The following is a 20,169-nucleotide window of genomic DNA, read 5'->3' as shown; positions in this document are numbered from 1 at the left end:
ATAATAGAACAGAAAAACATGGATTCAAGTATACGGAAATACTTTTTTATTTGTTTTTGTTCTATTTTAACTCCGTTTATTTAATTCATATACTTATAAGCAAGGGTAAAACTATCTAAGACAGAGAATGTACCTGGGTCTGAAGAATTCTCCACTCTGGTTCCTTTCTTTACGACAATCAGTTTGGTATTGGTATATTTTGTATTGCTTTGGGTCAATTCCTGTGTTTGAGTTAAAAACAGCCATTTATTTTTAGCTGATGCATCCCAAAAGTAAGCAACTCCGGTTTTATCTGTAGATCTTTTTTCCGGGTTACCGTATGTTTTAGTCAGATAATCGATCAGTTTTTTTCCTTCGTCTTCTTTAGCGAGGTTCAATACAAATCCCAGATATTGATTGTTCTGATAAGAGTTTACAAATAACGCCAGATTATTGTTGGAATACTCATACCCTTTAGGCACTGCATATTCGGAAAATGTGGCTGTTCCCAGCTTATAATTATTAATATTGGCCTGTTTATAAGATAATAATCCGTAATTGGCTTCTGTCTCCTTTTCTCCCTTCAAACTGTTATCCGACAGTTTTTCATCAAATTTAAAGGATTCTAAATCGGTCTGTCCATTGCAGGACACGATAGCCAACAAACTAAATAATGAGATAAGATTTTTCATTGTATGAATATTAATCATTTTTAATCCACAGAATAAAATACATAAAGCCTGCAGCTATTATTCCTAAAATATTATATACTATGTATGGTTTTTCTTTTTTTAACACCCATCTATTCTATTTTAAAAACTGGTAGAAATATCTGAATATTGCTTCAATAATTTGATCTTTTTTCTCAATTCTTCTTTTTCCTTATGAAGTGGATCTTAGTTCATATACTTATACCATGGAGAGGCAGGAGGTGCGGGATATTTCAATCCAAAAACGGCATTATTACGGTAGGCATCTTTGGTTACAGAAATATACTTATTTCTTATTTTTCCATCATCTTCAATAGAGATACTTAATATGGAATAGTTTTTTCCATCATCCCAAAAGAAAGAAGTAGGATATATAAAAGAATTTTTCTCATTTTGATTCCATGTAACTTTTTCAGGAGAAAGTTTTTTAAGCTTTTCAAAAATGGGTTTTACCAGTTTGGCATCTACAGTTGCTTTATCTGTAATAGAAGCGGTAGGTTTCCCATGCTTTTTTACTATTCTTTCCACAAATTCCAGAGAATATTTTCCAGCAGCATTGGTATCGAGGGCCCCTACTTTTCCTTTGTATACTGTAATCCTTGTACCCATCATATTATCTAATGGTATATTTCCATAGGTTACTCCTTTGTTTTCATTGGCATAATATTGAATGATCTCCGGTTTTGTTGCATCCTTCAGAAATAAATCTTTGTTTTCAAAATCATACTTCTTTGCATCATCACCTAATGCAACTGATGATAGGTCAAATGATTTATTTCCACAACAGATATTGATCAATACTACAAAAATCAATATCAGCACTCTTGCTTTTTTCATCATGTTCAATATTTTATCAAAATTACTGATTTTCTTTTTCTTTAATTATTTTAGACCAATCGGTAAACATTTTAGTAATGGTATTGGCATTGATCAGGCTGAAAAAAAACATTCCGGCAAAGACTGTAAGCCAGCAATAGGCTAGTTTTACTCCATTTTTATCGGTAATAAAAAAAAGTATAAATATAGTGAGTGCTCCTATTATAAATGTAAAAAGCAAAGTATACATCAATACATGAATGATATACATATTGAATTTTAACTTTCTAAAGATCCATCCTATCACAGCAATCGGAACAAACAACAAAAGCGGCAGAAACATCGCTCCGAAAATGGTTACTTCCGGGTAATTGGCTATTTGACCTTCCAATCCGAAGAAAGTATTAAAACTGAACCCCGTCATACTGTTTTTCTTCGTTGGTAATTTCCAGTAATGTTTTGTCTTTATAGCCTAACATTTTTGCCAATATTACATTGGGAAATTCATGAATTCCGATGTTATAAAGGTTAACACTGTCGTTAAAAAATTCTCTTCTGTCTGCTATTTTGTTCTCCAGATCGGAAATCCTTTTCTGCAGTTCAAGAAAATTATTATTAGACTTCAGTTCGGGATAGTTTTCTGAAACAGCAAAGAATGAAGAAAGTGCTTTTGAGGTTTCATTGGCAAGCTCTGTTCTTTTATCTGCATCAGTACTGTTATTATAAAAAGTTCTGAGTTCTGTAAGGCGGGCAAGAAGTTTTTCCTCATAGTTCATAAAGTGTTTGGCAACGGTGACAAGATTGGGAATCTCATCCGCACGTTGTTTCAACACTACATCAATATTTCCGTAGGCTTTATCAACATTAAATTTAAGCATGACCAACTTGTTATAAAGATTGATCAAAAAGCTGATGATAACTACTCCCAGCAGAATAAGTAATATGATTGCGACCGTCTGATTCATTATTGTGTAAGTATATAAATAATTATTAAAAAGATAATGGAACAGGTAAACATAAATGACCTCAGCAATGGCTGGTATTTGTTCCAAACCGTGATTCCTGATGAGGAAGTAATCCCGAGGACTTTATAATGTTCATCTTTTCTGATGAAAGGGGTTCCGTTTCTGGAATCGGCATAGCCTACCAGCAGCATCTTCTGCCCTTCTTTTAAAAGGGTTTCTTTATACCTTTTACCGCTGTGGCTGCTTATATTGGTTTCTCCCAGCAAAACCAGCTCTATCCCTTCCGGCTGTACTTCTATGATTCCGCTATCATCTTTTACCTGAAAAACATTGCACTGGGTCTCTCTGTGAATGGTGCGGTACGTTTCTTTACCATCCGAATCTCTGTTTATATTTTCTATAGTATAATAATACCCGATACAGACTTCATTTTTCACTGGTGAGAATAAAGAATTCTTCATGATTAAAGCGCCTTCAATTTCTACCAGTCCTTTGGCTACTGAATGAATTTTTGAAGTTGGGAGCAATGACTGTAAACGTAAAAAACGTTTTCCGGCACTGGGTTTCATTAAAGTAATAAAGATCAGAATAAAAACCACTAAAGGAATAATTATTATTGCCTTTTCCGCATAGCTGTCATAGTTATTGGCAATTTCATAAGCATATTCATGTAATGGCATTTTTTCTTTGAAAATAATCCATAATATAAAATAAATAAAACATGATGCTATTATTCCCAGAATAATATATCCTATATATGATCTTCCTTTATTACCTCCCATCTACTTTATCCGAACATTTTACTTTCCAAAAATTCAATAAAATACTTTTGTAAAGTTATTCTATTTAATGTCTTATTCCGGTATTATTTTCTTTTTCTAAATGACTTCAAATTCTTCTTTTCCTTGTGGAATATGAAACATCAGCTCCAGCATCAGCTCTTCACCGGTTTGTTCTTTATAAAGAAAAAATGCTGGCTCCCCGCTTAATTTTTTATAGGTTGCCAGTTTTCCATTACCATAGATTTTTAAAATCCTGTCTTCTGGCAGCGGCATCATTGTAAAGCCATTATTAAAATCCTCTAATAAGCTGTTGAGCCTTGCTTTTGTATCTGCATCGCTTAAATACATTGATAACGCCATATTTTTTTCACGATTCTTGATCATCTCAAAGTAAGATTCATATTGTTTTGAGCCGATAAGCCCACTTATTTTTTTGTATGCTGAATCCAGTTTGGTACCAAGGTAAGAATTATCTTTTGAAATAGACAGCAGATCACGGCTTTGTTCCCAACTTATCATTTCATAGGGAATTTCAGCCTGAAAAGCTGATTTATGACTTAATGAAGGTAGTTTCTTTGCAATTTCCTCTTCTGAAAACTGAAAATTGCTACAATCTTTTTCATGAACAAATTTATCATTAAAAACATCAAATAATCTGACAGTATATTGAAATGCTGTTCTTGAATCTATATGCTGTTCTCCTGCAACCGGCAGAAGCTTAATCTCAATTTTCTGCTCACCAGAATTACTTATTCCGAAATTAATAGGAACATTGGGTGACATTTGTCCTTCTGTTTCCATGGCAATGACAGGAATATCATTCACCAAAACTTCAAACTGGCAATAAACAGCAGTAAAATCAATGGTATAGTAAGGTTCTTTAGCCATTATTATTATTTATTGTAAAACATATCGAGACTGCGGTAAGAAACCCATTCTTTATATTTAGGACTGTTTTTATCTAAAGCAAAAATCTTCAATGTATTTTCATTGGGTTTCTTAGAAAGATTAACGGTATGGATAGTGAAGAAGGTTGTTTTGGCTTCTTTATCCTCCCAGACCTGTATTGTTTCTTCTATATGATCTGTTTTAAATTCTCCGTTTTCATCAAGGAAAATGGGTCTTTCTTTTGTATTTACTTTTTTATCTGAAAAGTCTGCTTTATGTCCTGTTTTTTTTTCAATTGCACTCAGAATGGCATCTGTATTCGGATTATTCTGCAGTACCATTTCGTAGCACCATACTTTCTTATCATTCTTTGAATAAAAAACGGAAATATCATCCGTAGCAGATTGTAAGGTATTATTGAATAACAACAGGTTCAGATTTTTATCTTTTGGAAATTGAAATTCAACATAGTCCATTGAGGTATTAAAATCGCCTGAGGCGTTGTCATTAACAGTTAATCCAATTCCTTTAAGTAAGTCTTCTCCATTGGTTCCGAATTTAATATCTTTAAAATCCATTTTTCCCTGGGTTTGATTTACTGTCTTACTGGTTACGTTTGTCTTCTCTGTCTGTGAAATGGATTTTTTTGTTCCTTTTTCCTGACAGTTCATTAAAACAAAACTTAACGCGATCTGACATATAACAATCTTTTTCATTCAACTTTTTTATTTAATTTTCTTCTTTATCGTACAGACTGTAAGGGTAATTTTCTACCTTTTTATTGTTTTTTATTCGGAATTTCAAGTATTCGGAATACTTTGTAGTCTGTGTAGCATTTATGATCAGTGTTGTAAAGTTAGTATTTAAACATAACAAATCTGATTCTTTTGTTTTTTCTCCTTGTATTTCGGCATTTCCGATATTCAGAATGTACAGCTTTCCGGAAGTTTCCCAGATGATATTCCTTTCTGTTTCGTTTCCTTTATCGAAAGCCGATTTTCCCAGTTTTTCAAGAAGGAGTTTTTCCAGTTTTTCACTCTCCTTTCGGGTATATAGATGGATTTTATAACCATTTATATCTTTTGAATCTCCTAAAAGTTCAAGATAATTTTTCCCGGCATAAGTCGCGGAATTACTTTTAATTTCGTTGGCAAAATACTGTCCATATAAGCTAAAAGTATTCATATCTTTTACCTGATAGGCAATGAGGTTTTCATCCAACGCAGATTTCTTCTCTGTATAGTCAGGTCCATTTAAAACTTTTTCTTTTTTTACAGGAAAAAGAACATTAGATAAATCCTCTTTTGCAGTACTGCATGATATAAACAGAGACATGATTAAAAGTAGAAACATATTTTTAGTTTTTCTTTTTTTCCCAAAGTAATATTTTATTATCATAACCTGCTAATTCTGCTAAATATTTCATAATATTAAATCCGTCAAAAAATGTACGGGTTTTGTTGTAATTCACCGGAGTCCAGTCTGAGCTTACTTTTTTATAGGTAAATCCGGCTTTTACCATGACCACTATTGTTCCCACACATGGGTCTATGCTTAAACTTGGAATATAATAAATTCCGGCTGCGGAATCATATTTTAATTTATGCCCTGAAGTAATTCCCATTGTTGCTCCTGCAGTTAGTTTTCCTTCTACATGTCCTTCCAGCTCTGGTTTTTTTGTAGTTCCGATGACCACAAACATTCCTTTTAATTCAAGTCCTGATTTTAATTCGACTGTGATGTTTGAGCTCAAGTCAAAATTAACTTCCTTATCTCCTTTAACGGTACTGAATGAACCATCTATTACACCGTCTACTTTTCCTTTTACTTCAAGATCAATGTACATTTTAAAGTTGATGACCACATGTTCTGTTTCATATCCTTTGCTTGCCCATTCTCTGACCATATTGAAGATCTGAAGAGCAAGTACATTTCCTGTTCCGGCTGTAGCTACCGCAACCCCTGCCTGAATAACTAAAGCAAGAAGATCAAAAACAATAGCGAGTTCAACCAAAGGCTTAGCTTCGATGAAAAGCATTAGTTTGGTTCCTATGTCAGAATGGGCTTCATTCACATCTGCTTCCCATTCTGCTCCAAAATATAATGCGGGGGCATTTAATTTTATTTCAAACGGTAACTTTCTTCCTACTCCTTTGGATACAACACCTTTTGTCTGTGATGTAATTCCCTGCGACATTTTTTTTACGGAAGAAATAATAGAGAAGAGTTTACTGATCTTGTCTTTATATTTCAGAGTAAGCTCCGGTTTACTGTGATAGTTTCCATCTTTTTGTTTATCATAAGAAGCTTTAAGCTCAACCCCGAATTCTACATCTGTATATTTCCCTTTTTCTTCATTGGCAAGACTTAATGCTTTACTTCTAAGTTCTTTATGTTTGTCAGGAGTCATTTTCTGCCACTTTATACTTAAGCTGTTGCTCAGGTTAATAAAAAAGGCAAACCTCCATTTTATATCCGGATATGCTTTTATTAATACTGTAGTTCTTTTCTCATTGCTGTAATATCTACAGGTATGTACATGCAGATGAAACTGATTAGGACTGGTAGATGCAGGCCATATATATTGCATAAGGGTCATGGATTGAGCATCAAAGCCAATTCCTCCTCCAAAATTATATCTGTCCAGCGGAGAATACACTTCGTAAGGGAATGATGGAGTCTGAAAACTTTTCTTCGTATCTCCTTTATCTATTGCCTGCCCTACGTCTACGATATAGATTTCTTTTTTATGCTTGTTTTTGGTATCTCTGAAACAACTTTTGGTATCAAAGCCTGTAACATCAATGATGAGTTCTTTTTTAGTGGCTGAAGTAGGAGCTACTACAGCATAATTGATCGTCTGGGCATCATGAGCATTGAATACGAATGAGATATCTACTCTACGGTTGTTTTCGTAGTCTTTCTCGTTTTTATATTTGATATTATCTCTTCCCATTTTATCATCAGTAGGGTCTACTTCTCCTTTTCCTACTGAGATGATTCTTCTGGGATCCAGTCCGCCATCTGCAAAGAATTTTTTGACGACGTCTGCTCTTTTTTGGGAAAGTCCTTTGTTATAATTTTCTTTTCCTATCACGCAGGCATAGCCGCTTAGATTCATGGTAGCATCTTTATGCTCCAGAAGGAATTTGAGTACATTATTCAGAATAGCAACACCGTCTTTATCTATGACTGTGGAATCAAATTTAAAAAAGATCGTTCTTTGAATATGCTCCTGTAAGGCCGCTGATTTTATCTGCTTTACGCCGTCCCCGTTTTTAAATACGGTAGCTATTGTATTGTTCGCTTTTCCATCCTTCGTTTCATTTTCAGTGATCTTGATCGCTTCAAATTTACAGGGTTCCAGCCTGACGGAGTTTACATCCGGTTTATATACTTTGGTAGGAGTCTGGTTTTGGGCTCCGTTGGTATTAGTTGTAACAACTTTATTTTTTACATTAAGATAGATGGCGTGAAGATCATCACCTAATTTATCTTTAATGTATTGTTTAGAGGCGGTATCTTTTACTTTAACATAAAATTCTTCTACATTCTGGATATTGTCTACATAAGCCATCCAGGTAAAGGTGTTTTCTATTTTCAGATTGACTTCCCCGTCTATTACCTGTACATTGTTGTAGGTATGCACCAGTTTATCTGCTTTTGCTGTCTGCTGATTCCAAAGCTCAATACTGACTGCATTTCCGTTCAGACCTTCTGTCATCAGGTTAAGATGTACAATGTGTCCGTAGGAAATGTATTCGATTTTTTTATTGTTTTTTATGCTTTTGCTGTTTTTTTGTGTGGACCACTTGCTGCTTACAATTTTGGGTTCACACCAGCCTTTTACAAATATTCCTGTATCACTTTTAGTATCTCTAACTCCGGAAAGACTGGCTTCAATATAAAACTGATAGCTTCCGCAATATTGTTTATCTATTAAAAATTTATATCCTCCTGCAGAAGTCATCTGGTTGATAATAATTTTTCGGCTGCTGTTCTGCCTCATCCAGGTAAGAGGTTTCTTTTTGTCTGCATCTGTGGTATCCGGCAGCCATTCGCCCACGCCAAACTGCACCCATTGATCTGGCTTTATGGTAATCCTCTGTCCTAATACAGACATTTTGGGATAGTACAATCCGCTTACAACTTTTATTTTCTTTACGCCTTTTGCCATTTTCTTGTCATTTAGATTGTACCATCTTGTCCTCCTCCTGAAGGCTGCTCGTTATACATTTCCTCTGAGTCCACCAACGGATTGATCTGCTGCTGAACGTCTTTATCTGCATTTTTAAAATTCTGCTGGCTGGCCTCTGCTCTCTGTCCGTGGTCTATAATCTCAATGCATGGAGTTCCGGCAACCGCACATACTGCTTTGCTGTCTTCTACAATAATGTATCCGCCATTGCTGAGCTGCACTTTATCATAAAACTTCTGCCATTCTGTAACCATAATTTTGCAGGGTGGTGGTGGCCCTCCCATTTTGGTACAGTTTCCAAATGTATTTTTTTCAAAGGTAGCTCCTCCTATTTCTTTCGTGGTGACGATCAGTTTTTTGGAACCGCTTTTATCATTGGCATATTCTTTTTGGTGTGTAAGTACTTTGAGCTTGTCCGGAGCCTGTCCGAACTGGCATTTGCACATAGCGCCCTGTACTACAATATGTTTTTCTGCCATATTAATTTTATCTTTAGTGAAATGGTTTTTTATTTTTCATCAATTCCTGAAACTGATACTGAAATCTTTTTCTCTTCCTGCAGCATGATACTGCATTCCAGATAAAGAGATTCCGGAAGTGAAGTTTCTCTTTTCAGGTAGCTTATGATTCTGAAAGTTCCTTCTTCATTCATCACAGGGTTATCTTCTATAATCAATGAAAAAGGTGATTTTCTTATAAAATCATCAATATCTCTTTCTTCATATAATGTTCCTGATCCTTCTATGGTAATTAAACCTGTTTCTTCTTTCAGCGGATCGGTTTCCAGTGTCAATTTATATTTGGGCTCAATGGCATTATCCACTATGGGAAAAGTTGTCGTTATCTCTGTTTTATATTCTTTTCCGAAGCTTTGGTATATCCCAAAGAATAAAGCACGGATGAAGTAATCATTTTTGATATAAAGGTTGATGGCTTCAGGTTCACTGATTACTTTTTCAATCTTTTCGCAGTATTCGTCTACGGTTTCACCTTCAAATTCTTTATATAATTCTTCTTTTACGGCCGTCCATCTTTTTGGAAAAATCTCAGCATTTTCTACGGTTTCAAATTTCCCATGTTCATCTGTACTGATCTGTAAGGGAAATAAAACCGCAGATGTTCTGTAGGCCAGCAGATCTGCAATTTCATTGACTTCTTCTTCGTTGAGATAAAGATTAGATGTTCTGTCTATTTCAAAAAACTGGTGTCCTTTCTCTGTTTTCAGCCAGCGGACTGATGTTTCATATTTTAATTCGTTTTTGGATTCTCCTTTTTCAATGGTAATGACTACACTGTATTTTCGTAATGCATTTTCCGGCTGAAGCGTAAGGCTGTTTCCTTTTCCGAATTTTACTAAACTATTTTTATCTGCAACAGCTGTTCTGGGAACAAAAAGTTCTTTCTGCCCGTTAAGATTGATCAGGATCATATCCTTAACAGTACAGTGGTTATTATGAAAGTGTTTTAATGCGTCTTTATCCAATCCGTACAGCGTGGCTATACTTTTTAAAGTTTCATCTTTATGAACGGTATGTATGTTATATTTCTGCATAATAAATCACCCTCTTACCTTATGACCAAATACTTTTTCATGTTATCAGAGATTGCCGCTCAATTCCGGTTTTATATTATTTTGATTTATATTTTTTAAGCTCCCAGATATTATCGGCATCAATTTTCTGTATAGGGAATTCATTATTTCCCTGTTTTACAACCAATTTTCTATTGGTAAGATCTTCATTCATCTGAAGAACAATTTCTATTGGTTTATTTTCATCTAGTTTTTTAAATAATGAAAATATCTCATCTTCATCTAAATATTTTACTTCAAAAACAGTTTGCTTACCATTTTTGTCTTCAAATAAATAAGATAACAGACGTGGGATTGCTCTTTTCTTAAAAGGATTTTTGTTAATGGTCTCATTAAATAATGTTTCTTCCTCTCCATTATACATTTCCAAAGTCACATTTTTGAAAGTGTGATTAGGAATTTCTATTATGGTTCTCCAATTGTATTTTTTACGATAGGTATCCCAGATTCCAAACTGAATTCCTTTTTCTTTATATTCTCTCTCCAGTTCGGGGTCATCTAATTTTCTAAACTGATCAAAATATTCTTTCTGAGAAACCGTAGGATTTCCGGGAACATAATCTTTCATGGAAACAGAGGTTTCTTTTGCCTGATATCGTCCTATTTCTACCTGCTGATCATTACCATACATCCAAACGACTACCACTCCCCCGGGTGCCAGACCTACAACAACTGAGGAGTAACTTTGTTTTTCATTGGTTCTCCAATTCACTGTTCCTTCCTTAAAAAGCTCTTTTATTTTATCTACAGGTAAATCCCAACTTCCGGTATAAAATTTATTTTCACTAAAAGAAGCCCAGGTGACCTCAAGTTTAACAGGAACTGCTTTTAAATCACTTCCTTGGCTATGCATGGAGCCACTATACCCCCAACCTGTATGGGAACTCCCGGAACAAGGGATATACACACTACTGCCATCTTCAAGAAAAAGATGACCCTGATAAATATTCATAGGATATAAGAGAGGAGAACTTTCCGTAGGAAGCCATTTATATTTTTCCATTTTATTTTGGCATGAGATTAATGTACTGATGAAAAGTAAACAATAAATTATATTCGTTTTAAAATGCATTTCTTTTTGAGATTTTAATTAAAATATCTTCGGTGAGGTAATATAAAATAAAGCAGTGTGAAACATACTATCAAACATATATTTGCAATCAGTTTATTTTTATTTTTTTTATATTTCCAATAAAATATTTCCACAAAAACATAACCAAACAAAGCAAAAAACAAATATAATGGGACTTCATCTAAATCATAGGTTTGTCCTTTGAATCCGCTTTCTGCAAACATAAAATAAAACCCTAAATAAGGGATTACTAATATAATAAATCTGAACAGTATATGTTTTACAGGTATTTTTCATGAGTTAAAAGCCATTACTCGAAATCTTTTTATTTGTAACGTTTTTTTGTCAAAGGTGAAATGAGGGTTATACCCAATATCTCCAAATTTTGAATTCCAGTGTAGATATCTGTTTCTTAAATACATTAATAAATTGTGATCTTGTACAATTCTATTAAACTTCTCCGCAGTTATTTTTTTTGCTGCTAATTGTTTTCTTAGTATTTCTATTTCCGTATTCGTATAATAGGTCATCTCAGGAGCTAATCCATTGATATAGTCATCGAGTCTCTTTTTAACCTTAGTTAAATCAAGCTGATAATATTCATCCTCTTTTCCATTAGAAATTTTATATGCCAAACTCAAATTATCCATTTTTATAGTATTTGAATAATTTGTATTAACCTGTTCACTCATTATATGCAGGGGAATAAAGCTGTACTTGTTACTAATCTTTGCTCTGTTAATATAAGTCTCATGCCATGAATTCGGGCCTACAACTTCACTGCGCTTAAACCACCCTTGCTCAATAAGATTATTTAAATCTATATTTAAGGCTCTATTATAGTCTTCATCGCTCAAACCATCCCCTATGGTATTATCAAAATCCATTATCTGTTTACTTTCCGGCATATTATGGGTATAACAGCCACCTACATCAGAATGAACGCCTGGTAGAAAAAAATCTTCACCTCCGGGGGCAAGCCTTACTCTTGTAAGCATAAAGTTCTCTCTATGCTCATCTGAAGCACACAAATGAATAATTTTTTTTGCTTTTAATGTATTTAAATTCAGCTCCTCTACATCATTATTAAAATTGGGATGTACTGTAAATTCGCCCGCATTGGGATCATAAGAAGACACGGTATCATATACCCCAAGAAATCTAATTTGAATAGATTCATATTCTACTTTATTGTTATCTAAAATAAATCCTAACAATCCATTTTTTGGCTTGGTTTGATTAACTTCATATACAAAATTTCTTGCAGCAGCAGCACCTCTGCTAAAACCAAAAACATCTAATGTAATTGTATTGATTCCAGATTTACCTTTGAGATCATTAATTTTCTCGGCCACTAATCTACACCCTTTTTGCACCTTGGCTATCACCCCTGTACTACCCGCTCCATAAGCTACACCTTTATGGTTTGTGGGCTTATCTACATCACTTTGAAGATCTTCCGTTGCAATACCTTCGATGTAGACTTTACTTATATATCTACTTTTATCTTCAAGATAATGATACTCTTTTCTTGCTACATTTGATAAATCGTTGGTATAGCTGTCATCAGATTTGTTAGAGTTTTTTTTGTAGGCTGCTTTCTCTTCAGCGGTAGGTTTATATCCTGGTTCATTTCCCGCAGCTTGTGAATTTTTTCTGTTGTTCTGTGTACCGTCAAAAAAAACTCCAATTCTAATATCTATTTGCCCTTTTGGTGGTGGAGGTGGTGAATAGTCTCCAAAAACTATATTCGACATATGTCCCTATTTATCTTATATTACATATTTATCCATCTGTTTTACCGGATATTTTTTCCCATTCTGTTCTATGTATACATCTGCATTGCTTCCGTTACTAATATCAATAACAATATCAGTATTGATTTTTTTATCCAGCTTTTCATTAAAGATTTTAAACATATCCGTTTTCTCAAAATCTAATGGAAGAAATGTACCATTAGAAATTTTACTGGTCTCTTTTACATATTCAGGATTACCTGTAAACACAATCTGTGAACTTTCTTTTTTTCCGTCTTTATTTTTCCATTGGAAATAAAAAAGATAAGGTACAGCTCTCTTCTTAGATGGTAAAGCAGCAGCAGGATTATCCTGCAGTGTACTTTCACGTTCTCCATTAGCCATATAAAAATTTCTTTTCTCAAGAGTACTCCCTGCCGGTAAAATAAGCTTAGGAGTCCAGTTCAGTTTTTCTCTGAAAGTTTCATACAAATTGGGATCCGGATATCCTTCTGCTTTTATTTTTTGGCTTATAATAGGATTTACAATTCCCGGATCACTGAGAATATCTTCTCTATATTTTGGTTCAAAGACATATTTAAATTTATCATAAGCTTCTGCCTGTGTAATCTTTATTTCCTTTCCCTGAAAATTTCCTACTTCCACCTGATGCCCATCTCCATATAACCAAAGTACTAATTTTCCTTTTGGTCCCAATCCAATCACAAAAGTTTCATAGGTTCCTTTCTTTAAGGAATCAAAATAAGTCTGGCTAAATCCTTCATTAAATAATTGGGTAATTTTCTTAGTATCCAGCTCCCAGTGTCCTGCATAAAATTTATCTTCCACCAGAGAATACCAGGTAAATTCTAAAGTATGAGGAACTTTTACAAGGTTATCAGTTCCGCCACCATATTTACCGGGTTCTCCCCAGCCTCCATCGGCAATTCCCCAGATATCGGAAAATGGAAATTGATAATCATCGGCTATCAGTTCTCCATAATAAGCCTGCATTGGATATTCATTAGGAGCAGATAATGTCCCTGTCCATTTAAATTTTTCTTCCATTTTTTTATTTTGACAACTTATTAATGAGAAACTTCCTATGATGAAAAAAATCAGGATCTTTAATTTATTTATTCCCATGAGACATTATTTTCTTATTACTTGCTAAAACCAGATTATCTCTGTGAGCTTCCACATTGATTTTCTTTGCTATTTTCTCCACCTTTTTTCCTACGCTCAGATGGTAAGAATCTTTGACTGTGATGCGCAGATTGGTTGCTGTTTTGATGATCGCCATATCAGAAAAGTTTTGATTTTTCAGCACTATTGAATTCTACGATCTTTCCGCTCTGCATGGTCATGTTTTCCAGTTCGCTGAACATAGAAATTTCGCCTGCTATTTCGTTGGATGTTTCAGATTGTCTTTTGAATTCTTTTTCAATCATTTCAGTTCGGGTATCGGAGGTCTCCGTAATATCTCCCGAAGCTGTAAGTTTCATATCTTTTCCTGCTATGGAAACTATATTATCGTTGGCGGTACTGGTGATACTTGCGCCTGCTCCTATCGAAATTTCTTTTCCTGCAGTGATATTGATATTATCCCCTGCATTTAAAGTAAAGTTTTTTGGGGCTTTCATGCTGATATTACCCTGTCCGTCCATGAAATAAGTGTTTCCGCTTGGATCAAGAATGGTTACACTTCCTTCTTCGTCATTCATTAAAATTCGGATTCCGCTTCTGGTCTGGATAGATTTCAAGTGATTGTTAACACCACCGCCTAAAGCAATCCCTCCGTGAAACATACCTCCCATTACGAAAGGTCTGTCCGGATGGCTGTGTACAAAATTGACCATCACCTGATCTCCCACTTCCGGAATGGCCACATAACCACGGTTTTGGGTAATTTGGTCTGTTCCTCCGGCATCTGGGCTCATCATACGGATAAAATGGGTGGTATCATTCGTTTGCCAGTCAAATCTCACCTGTATTCTTCCCTGTCCTTCAGGATCTGTGTTGGAAATTACAGTGGCAGTCTGTGGTTCAGCCTTTGGAGTGGTAAATTCAGGTTTTGGAAGAAATCCTGTGTCTGCTGCTATTCCTACGAAGCTTCCGTTATAATGACCTATGGTGTCAAATTCATGTTCTGCTTCTGTAATCATGATTCTTGTGAAATAAGAGGTTTCATTAGAATCCTGTTTACGCATCTGCACATCTGCTACACAACCTGGATGAAGAAAAGGAACTGTTGTATTTCCTGAAATGGAAAAAACATTGACAGCTTCACTTCCGGAAGCACTTTTTTGAGAATACTCTACATCAAGATGAGTAGTAGCTTTGATGGGTGCCATCTGTAAAGCCGGTGTTTTATAAATAGTTTCGTTATGACTGTAAGCTGTTTTTGCCAGGTCACCCACATGTTTGATGGGTGTGGAACCAGAAGTCAGCCTTTCATTTTTATTGCTGTTGTATCCGTAGAATTGAGGCTTTGTATGGACTGCTTTCAATTCAACTTTTATATCATTGGCACTGCTTCCATAAGTAAGGGTAATGGGTTTGTTCTGAGCGGGAAGCTTTCCAAAATGTAATACTTCACCATCATAGAAAAACTGCTCGCCATAAGCTTCTGCTATTCTCGCCAGATAGTTATAATGGGTTTCATCGTACTGGCTGCTATAGATAATCTGAGAAAAATTATTGGCATCTACTCTTACGTCAAATCGGCTTTTATCAATTCCCTGTTTAATCACTTCCTCCGCAATGATTCCTACATTAACAGGCTGTGCACCTCCAAAGCTCTGAATATGCGGCGCTCCGTCAAGAAGAATGGTTGGACTGTACCCTGTGAGTACAATATTTCCTAAGCTCATATGCTCCTGACTGAATCCTACTCCGGTAATCACTCCTACGAAAGTTCTCTCCGGGCTGTTATCTATATCTTTATAAGAAATAACGGCTGTTAGTCTTTTTCCTAGGAATTTATTGGCTTCTTCCAGAGAATGGGTCTGTCTGCCTCCCAGAGTATCGTGTGCCAGCGTTAATGTAAATTCATGATGTCGTCTGGTACTTTGTTTAAGCCTGAAATGCTTATAGAACTTGATAATTTTCCCTTCTATGACGAGAGAAAGTTTTACCAGACGGTTGATACCTGTATGATGGTTTGCGGAAATACCATCTGCATTCTGCGTCGGACGAAAAGACGTCGATTGTGAGTTTCCAGGTGTATTTGACATATTTTTAGTGATTTGATTAGTTTTTCAAACGATTATTCAACAGATCGGGAGTTTAAAAATAAAAACAAAACATCCTGCAGAATATAGTTTTAGGTAAAAAAAGACCGTCTTATGAGGGACAGTCTTTTATTTTTAGCTCATGAAAGACCTAGCTCATTGGCCAAAGTCCGTCATAAAATGAATTTCCATACGTAATGCTTTCAGCACTTACTACAAAGCTGATCAGCATGTTATTGCTGTTTATAGCATCAAAGTCTACTTCATGCTGAATAACATACCCGTTTTCCCACTTCAAAGAGATCAGTGTTCCTTCTTCGTGAGATTTATTAAACTGGATTTCTCCGTTTGTAGGTTTATATTTGCTGTTTAGTAAGCTTTCTAAAACATCAGATTTTTCTGTTGCTTCAATGGTTACTTTAATCAATGCGTTAGACGGATCAGATGCTACACGCCCTGATACATCTGTAGATCTTGATACGCTGTAATTAAGCTTTAATAACTTTTGACCTTCACCTCCATTAAATTTTAAGATTCCTCTTGAATTTCCTACCATATTCTTACATTTTAATCATTTACTAGTGTTCCCTGATATAGGATTTATGTAACAAAGATAGACTTCATGTTCTAATGTAAAAAGTTTTTAGCCTACTCTTTCAGAAATTGTAGTAGTTCTACGACATTTTCTAAAATTCCGATTTGAAAATCAATTATAGAATTTTAAACTAATTTATTTTATTTTTTATTGAAAATTTTTCATAAAAATTCACATAAACGGGATAACAAAATAAATAAAATTAATTATTTAACTTACAATCAAACACTTACTTCATTTTTTCCTATGAATTAATGATGTTTATATATGTACCCAATTATCATAATGATGAGATTAACGATGATCATAATCATTAAAATATTGCCATATTTCCTTTTCTTATCGATAAAACTCAGCCCTAAAGTAAAAAAGAATAACAATAAGGTATAAACGGCCGGATACATTTGAAAAGCTTCAGCAAACTTTCCTTCAAACACCAATACAATAGCCCGCTGGGCACCACATCCAAGGCATTCTACTCCCAGGAATTTCTTACTGGGGCAGGTAAGCATGAAGTCATTAATATCCATTTCTGAGTTTTATGAGGGTGTTTAAGAAGAAATTTTGGCTCTGGTATACTGATGCGGGAAAAAGCAGTCTTCATTCATTTCAAAAGATCCCTGAACAGCAATGTATGGATTCCTCAGAATCTCTCTTGCCACAAAAATAAGGTCTGCTTCACCTTTCTGAAGAATTTCTTCAGCCTGCTCCACTTTGGTAATCAGACCTACTGCTCCGGTTTTCACTTCAGCTTCATTTCTCACCTGTGATGAAAAAGGAACCTGATAACCGTCAAAAACCGATATTTTCGCTCCATGAATATTTCCACCGCTGGATACATCTACAAGATCAACAGCGTGTTCTTTTAAAATTTTGGCCAATTCTACACTGCTCTGAATATCCCAGCCATTCTCTGCATATTCTGTTCCTGAGATTCTTACAAAAAAGGCTGTATTTTCATCCAGTTCTTCATTTACAGCATCTACAATTTCGATCAGAAACCTGATTCTGTTTTCAAAACTTCCGCCGTACTCATCTGTTCTGATATTAGAAAGCGGCGACAAAAACTGATGGATAAGATATCCATGTGCTCCATGAATTTCAATAACATCAAAACCAGCTTCTACAGCTTTTCGGGCAGCTTTTTTAAAATTCTGCACCTGTTCCTTCACCTCATCCGTCGTTAATGTATGTGGAATTCTTTCTGTTGGATGGTAAGGAATAGGACTAGGAGCAACGGTTTCCCAGCCTTCTTCCAGAGAAATCTGCAGGTTATTCCATGTAGAACCTTTTCTTCCGGCATGTGCCAGCTGGATTCCTATTTTACTTTCTGAATTTTTATGAACAAAATCTACAATTTTCTGCAGTTTCTCTGCCTGTTCATCATTCCAGATTCCCATGCAGTGATTGGTAATTCTTCCTTTGGGCTCCACTCCGGTAGCTTCTATGATCAATAGCCCTGTACCTCCTTGTGACCTACTCCCGTAGTGCACAAAATGGAAATCATTAGCCTCGCCATTTTCACATGAATACATACACATGGGAGACATTACCCATCTGTTTTTCAACTCTACATTTCTGAATTTTATTGGTGTATATAACATTTTATTTTTTTAAAATTGAACTTCTGTACAGGAGGAATAAAATATTGCCTACCTCATTAAAAAGAACTAATTTTACGCCCCTTTTTTAGTTGACAATATATGAAAAAAGACATACAGATCAGTTACGAATATTTTAAAAATAGCAGTGAACTGAGCGATATAGAAAAACAATTATTTGAAAGAGCCAAGGAGGCTCGTGAGAATGCTTATGCACCTTATTCTCAGTTTTTGGTAGGATGTTCCGTATTATTGGAAAACGGAGAAATCTATTCCGGGAACAATCAGGAAAATGCAGCCTATCCATCCGGACTATGCGCAGAAAGAACGACTGTTTTTTGGGTAGCGGCCAATTTTCCGGATATGAAAATTAAAAAGATTTTTGTGGTAGGAGGTCCTAAAGAGTTTCATGAGAAAAACCCTCCGATCCCTCCTTGTGGAGCCTGTCGCCAGAGTTTAATTGAGTATGAAACCAAGCAGAATGAAAATATAGACCTTTATTTTTCAAGTATGAATGAGGAGGTTGTAAAAGTGCAAGCGGTGAAGGATCTGCTTCCTTTTTATTTTGATTCTACTTTTTTATAAGGAAAGATAAAAGACTTAATTTATAAAAATGAAGGGTCTGATAGGATGCTTTACATTTCAGCATAAAAAAAGCTGTTTCATATTTTGAAACAGCTTTTTTATTATTCTTCGGATTCTACATCATCATCTTCGTCTTCGTACTGCTCAAGATAGTAGCTAAAACTAAAGTCTTCCACTTCTTCTTCGGCATCTTCCAGTGTTGTCAGTAGATCTTCAAAAATTTCAAGCTGATCTACAGTCATGTTAACGAATTCTAAATGGAGTGGCATTTCCAATTCTCCGGTGATGGTATCAAAAAGAGCATCAAGATTGTCACCGAAATGCTCAGGAAGCTGAATTTTTTCCTTTAGCTGGCTGTAAAAATCTTCATAGTCACCTATCTCTGTAAAATCTATATATATTGTCTTCATATTGAACTAAATTTCCAGTTTTTATTCATTAAAAAAGTTTTGCATTTTTTGCAGAAATCCGTTTCTTCATTGGTAGGATTTTTACCTTCTGCATCTCGCATAAAACACATTTTTTCCGGGCAATGCGGCAACCCTTGTGTATGACCCAGCTCATGAATGGCTATCTTGAAAAACTGCTCATCCTTGTTTTCTTTGCTTAGTCTGAAATTTGAAGCCACACAAGCTTTCCCAAGTGTATAGCCTAATCCCATAATTCCAAAATCTTTGATCTTTCCTCTGGTGGCACTGATATCTTTTGTGGTAAGACCTATTGTAACAAAATCGGCTTTTGTTTCCTTACTTAAAAATTTAATGATAGAATCGGCTCTATACCGGTTTCTTTCTTTATAATACGTATTTTCAGGAAAGTCTATGGCATCCAGAACTTTTACGTTCGGATATACATTTTTTATTCCTTCGGTTACTTTTGCTACAGTTTCATGATTAATATCTTTAAATGGCTGTATAAGTATTGTTACGGCTGGTTTTTCTTTCTTTTCCTTGACTACATCTTTCTTTTCCGAACATGAGTATGTCAGAAGCAAAACAAGTAAAAGGTAAAGAAATCTAATATTTTTCAAAATTAATATTTATAATAATTATAATGCAAATTATACACTAGTCATTGCGAGGAGCTCTGCGACGAAGCAATCTCAGAAAACATCCATAATATTTTCAATGTCATCTGTAAGATCTTTCCAATCAGGATTTATACTATTGATTAAATCCAGTTTCTTTTGTCTCGAGCCTGCTTTTATCTGTTTTTCTCTAAATATAGCATCACCTATTTCTTGAAAGGATTCCCAATATACAAGTAAATACAAATTATATCTTGAAGTAAAACTTTGAGAATAATATGACTCCTTATGCTGTTGAACGCGTTTGGGCAGATTTGAAGTAACACCAGTGTAAAGAGTTGTGCAATTCTTATTAGTCATGATATAGACAAAACCTGGTTTCACCTGTAAT

At 35.0% G+C, this 20,169-nt stretch carries 23 protein-coding genes; 1 reads left to right on the top strand and 22 read right to left on the bottom strand.

Annotation, left to right across the window (positions count from 1 at the left end; translation table 11 throughout):
* Positions 1-80 precede the first annotated feature (80 nt).
* The 19 genes from ACM6F9_RS04985 to namA form a co-directional block, all read right to left on the bottom strand.
* Complete coding sequence (locus ACM6F9_RS04985) at positions 81-671, bottom strand: hypothetical protein (RefSeq protein WP_414844678.1); 591 nt, start codon at positions 669-671, stop codon at positions 81-83.
* Between the two features lie 204 nt (positions 672-875).
* Positions 876-1,529 carry a hypothetical protein gene (locus ACM6F9_RS04980; protein ID WP_414844677.1) on the bottom strand — a complete coding sequence of 218 codons (654 nt, stop codon included), beginning with the start codon at positions 1,527-1,529 and terminating at the stop codon, positions 876-878.
* Between the two features lie 19 nt (positions 1,530-1,548).
* Positions 1,549-1,929 (bottom strand): hypothetical protein, encoded by a 381-nt coding sequence (locus ACM6F9_RS04975; protein WP_414844676.1) that lies wholly within the window; start codon positions 1,927-1,929, stop codon positions 1,549-1,551.
* Positions 1,910-2,470, bottom strand: a complete 561-nt coding sequence (locus tag ACM6F9_RS04970; RefSeq protein ID WP_414844675.1) for a LemA family protein — start codon at positions 2,468-2,470, stop codon at positions 1,910-1,912. Before ACM6F9_RS04970 ends, ACM6F9_RS04975 begins: the two co-directional genes overlap by 20 nt.
* Positions 2,470-3,150: a hypothetical protein gene (locus ACM6F9_RS04965; RefSeq protein ID WP_414844674.1), complete on the bottom strand. Its 681-nt coding sequence runs from the start codon at positions 3,148-3,150 to the stop codon at positions 2,470-2,472. Before ACM6F9_RS04965 ends, ACM6F9_RS04970 begins: the two co-directional genes overlap by 1 nt.
* A 198-nt stretch (positions 3,151-3,348) precedes the next feature.
* Entirely contained in the window at positions 3,349-4,140 is a 792-nt protein-coding gene (locus ACM6F9_RS04960) for a hypothetical protein (protein ID WP_414844673.1), read from the bottom strand.
* Positions 4,141-4,145: 5 nt separating this feature from the next.
* On the bottom strand, positions 4,146-4,856 hold the full coding sequence (locus ACM6F9_RS04955) for a hypothetical protein (RefSeq protein ID WP_414844672.1): 711 nt from the start codon (positions 4,854-4,856) through the stop codon (positions 4,146-4,148).
* A gap of 13 nt (positions 4,857-4,869) precedes the next feature.
* Positions 4,870-5,493 (bottom strand): hypothetical protein, encoded by a 624-nt coding sequence (locus ACM6F9_RS04950; protein ID WP_414844671.1) that lies wholly within the window; start codon positions 5,491-5,493, stop codon positions 4,870-4,872.
* A gap of 4 nt (positions 5,494-5,497) precedes the next feature.
* Positions 5,498-8,317: an OmpA family protein gene (locus tag ACM6F9_RS04945; RefSeq protein WP_414844670.1), complete on the bottom strand. Its 2,820-nt coding sequence runs from the start codon at positions 8,315-8,317 to the stop codon at positions 5,498-5,500.
* Positions 8,318-8,328: 11 nt separating this feature from the next.
* Positions 8,329-8,817 carry a DUF4280 domain-containing protein gene (locus ACM6F9_RS04940; RefSeq protein ID WP_414844669.1) on the bottom strand — a complete coding sequence of 163 codons (489 nt, stop codon included), beginning with the start codon at positions 8,815-8,817 and terminating at the stop codon, positions 8,329-8,331.
* A 29-nt stretch (positions 8,818-8,846) separates the two neighbouring features.
* Complete coding sequence (locus ACM6F9_RS04935) at positions 8,847-9,890, bottom strand: hypothetical protein (protein WP_414844668.1); 1,044 nt, start codon at positions 9,888-9,890, stop codon at positions 8,847-8,849.
* Between the two features lie 76 nt (positions 9,891-9,966).
* The gene (locus tag ACM6F9_RS04930) at positions 9,967-10,932 is read right to left on the bottom strand and encodes a DUF2931 family protein (protein ID WP_414844667.1); all 966 of its coding nucleotides are present in this window, start codon (positions 10,930-10,932) and stop codon (positions 9,967-9,969) included.
* A 362-nt stretch (positions 10,933-11,294) separates the two neighbouring features.
* A complete protein-coding gene (locus tag ACM6F9_RS04925; protein WP_414844666.1) occupies positions 11,295-12,758 on the bottom strand; it encodes a phospholipase effector Tle1 domain-containing protein in 1,464 nt (487 codons plus the stop codon).
* A gap of 15 nt (positions 12,759-12,773) precedes the next feature.
* Positions 12,774-13,805, bottom strand: coding sequence for a DUF2931 family protein (locus ACM6F9_RS04920; RefSeq protein ID WP_414844665.1), 1,032 nt, complete (start codon positions 13,803-13,805; stop codon positions 12,774-12,776).
* Positions 13,806-13,869: 64 nt separating this feature from the next.
* Complete coding sequence (locus tag ACM6F9_RS04915) at positions 13,870-14,040, bottom strand: hypothetical protein (protein WP_183084580.1); 171 nt, start codon at positions 14,038-14,040, stop codon at positions 13,870-13,872.
* 1 nt (position 14,041) lies between these two features.
* Positions 14,042-15,973, bottom strand: coding sequence for a type VI secretion system Vgr family protein (locus ACM6F9_RS04910; protein ID WP_414844664.1), 1,932 nt, complete (start codon positions 15,971-15,973; stop codon positions 14,042-14,044).
* Positions 15,974-16,121: 148 nt separating this feature from the next.
* A complete protein-coding gene (tssD, locus tag ACM6F9_RS04905) occupies positions 16,122-16,526 on the bottom strand; it encodes a type VI secretion system tube protein TssD (protein WP_414844663.1) in 405 nt (134 codons plus the stop codon).
* Positions 16,527-16,816: 290 nt separating this feature from the next.
* On the bottom strand, positions 16,817-17,095 hold the full coding sequence (locus ACM6F9_RS04900; protein WP_414844662.1) for a DUF2752 domain-containing protein: 279 nt from the start codon (positions 17,093-17,095) through the stop codon (positions 16,817-16,819).
* Positions 17,096-17,116: 21 nt separating this feature from the next.
* Positions 17,117-18,169 (bottom strand): NADPH dehydrogenase NamA, encoded by a 1,053-nt coding sequence (gene namA, locus ACM6F9_RS04895; protein WP_414844661.1) that lies wholly within the window; start codon positions 18,167-18,169, stop codon positions 17,117-17,119.
* 99 nt (positions 18,170-18,268) lie between these two features.
* Here namA and ACM6F9_RS04890 point away from each other — a divergent pair, with 99 nt between their 5' ends.
* Positions 18,269-18,751: a cytidine deaminase gene (locus tag ACM6F9_RS04890; protein ID WP_414844660.1), complete on the top strand. Its 483-nt coding sequence runs from the start codon at positions 18,269-18,271 to the stop codon at positions 18,749-18,751.
* Between the two features lie 101 nt (positions 18,752-18,852).
* On the opposite strand, the gene ACM6F9_RS04885 is transcribed toward ACM6F9_RS04890, so the two are convergent.
* From ACM6F9_RS04885 to ACM6F9_RS04875, 3 genes are all read right to left on the bottom strand, one after another.
* The gene (locus ACM6F9_RS04885) at positions 18,853-19,161 is read right to left on the bottom strand and encodes a barstar family protein (protein WP_414844659.1); all 309 of its coding nucleotides are present in this window, start codon (positions 19,159-19,161) and stop codon (positions 18,853-18,855) included.
* Positions 19,158-19,781, bottom strand: coding sequence for a Zn-dependent protease (locus ACM6F9_RS04880; protein WP_414844658.1), 624 nt, complete (start codon positions 19,779-19,781; stop codon positions 19,158-19,160). The genes ACM6F9_RS04885 and ACM6F9_RS04880 overlap by 4 nt, the downstream gene beginning before the upstream one ends.
* 72 nt (positions 19,782-19,853) lie before the next feature.
* The gene (locus tag ACM6F9_RS04875) at positions 19,854-20,162 is read right to left on the bottom strand and encodes a GIY-YIG nuclease family protein (protein ID WP_414844657.1); all 309 of its coding nucleotides are present in this window, start codon (positions 20,160-20,162) and stop codon (positions 19,854-19,856) included.
* Positions 20,163-20,169 lie beyond the last annotated feature (7 nt).

Source organism: Chryseobacterium sp. IT-36CA2 (assembly GCF_949767875.1).
In the GTDB taxonomy this organism is placed as follows: domain Bacteria; phylum Bacteroidota; class Bacteroidia; order Flavobacteriales; family Weeksellaceae; genus Chryseobacterium.
The sequence above is the reverse complement of the archived record's forward strand: the minus strand, read 5'-3'. Positions and strand labels throughout refer to the sequence as shown.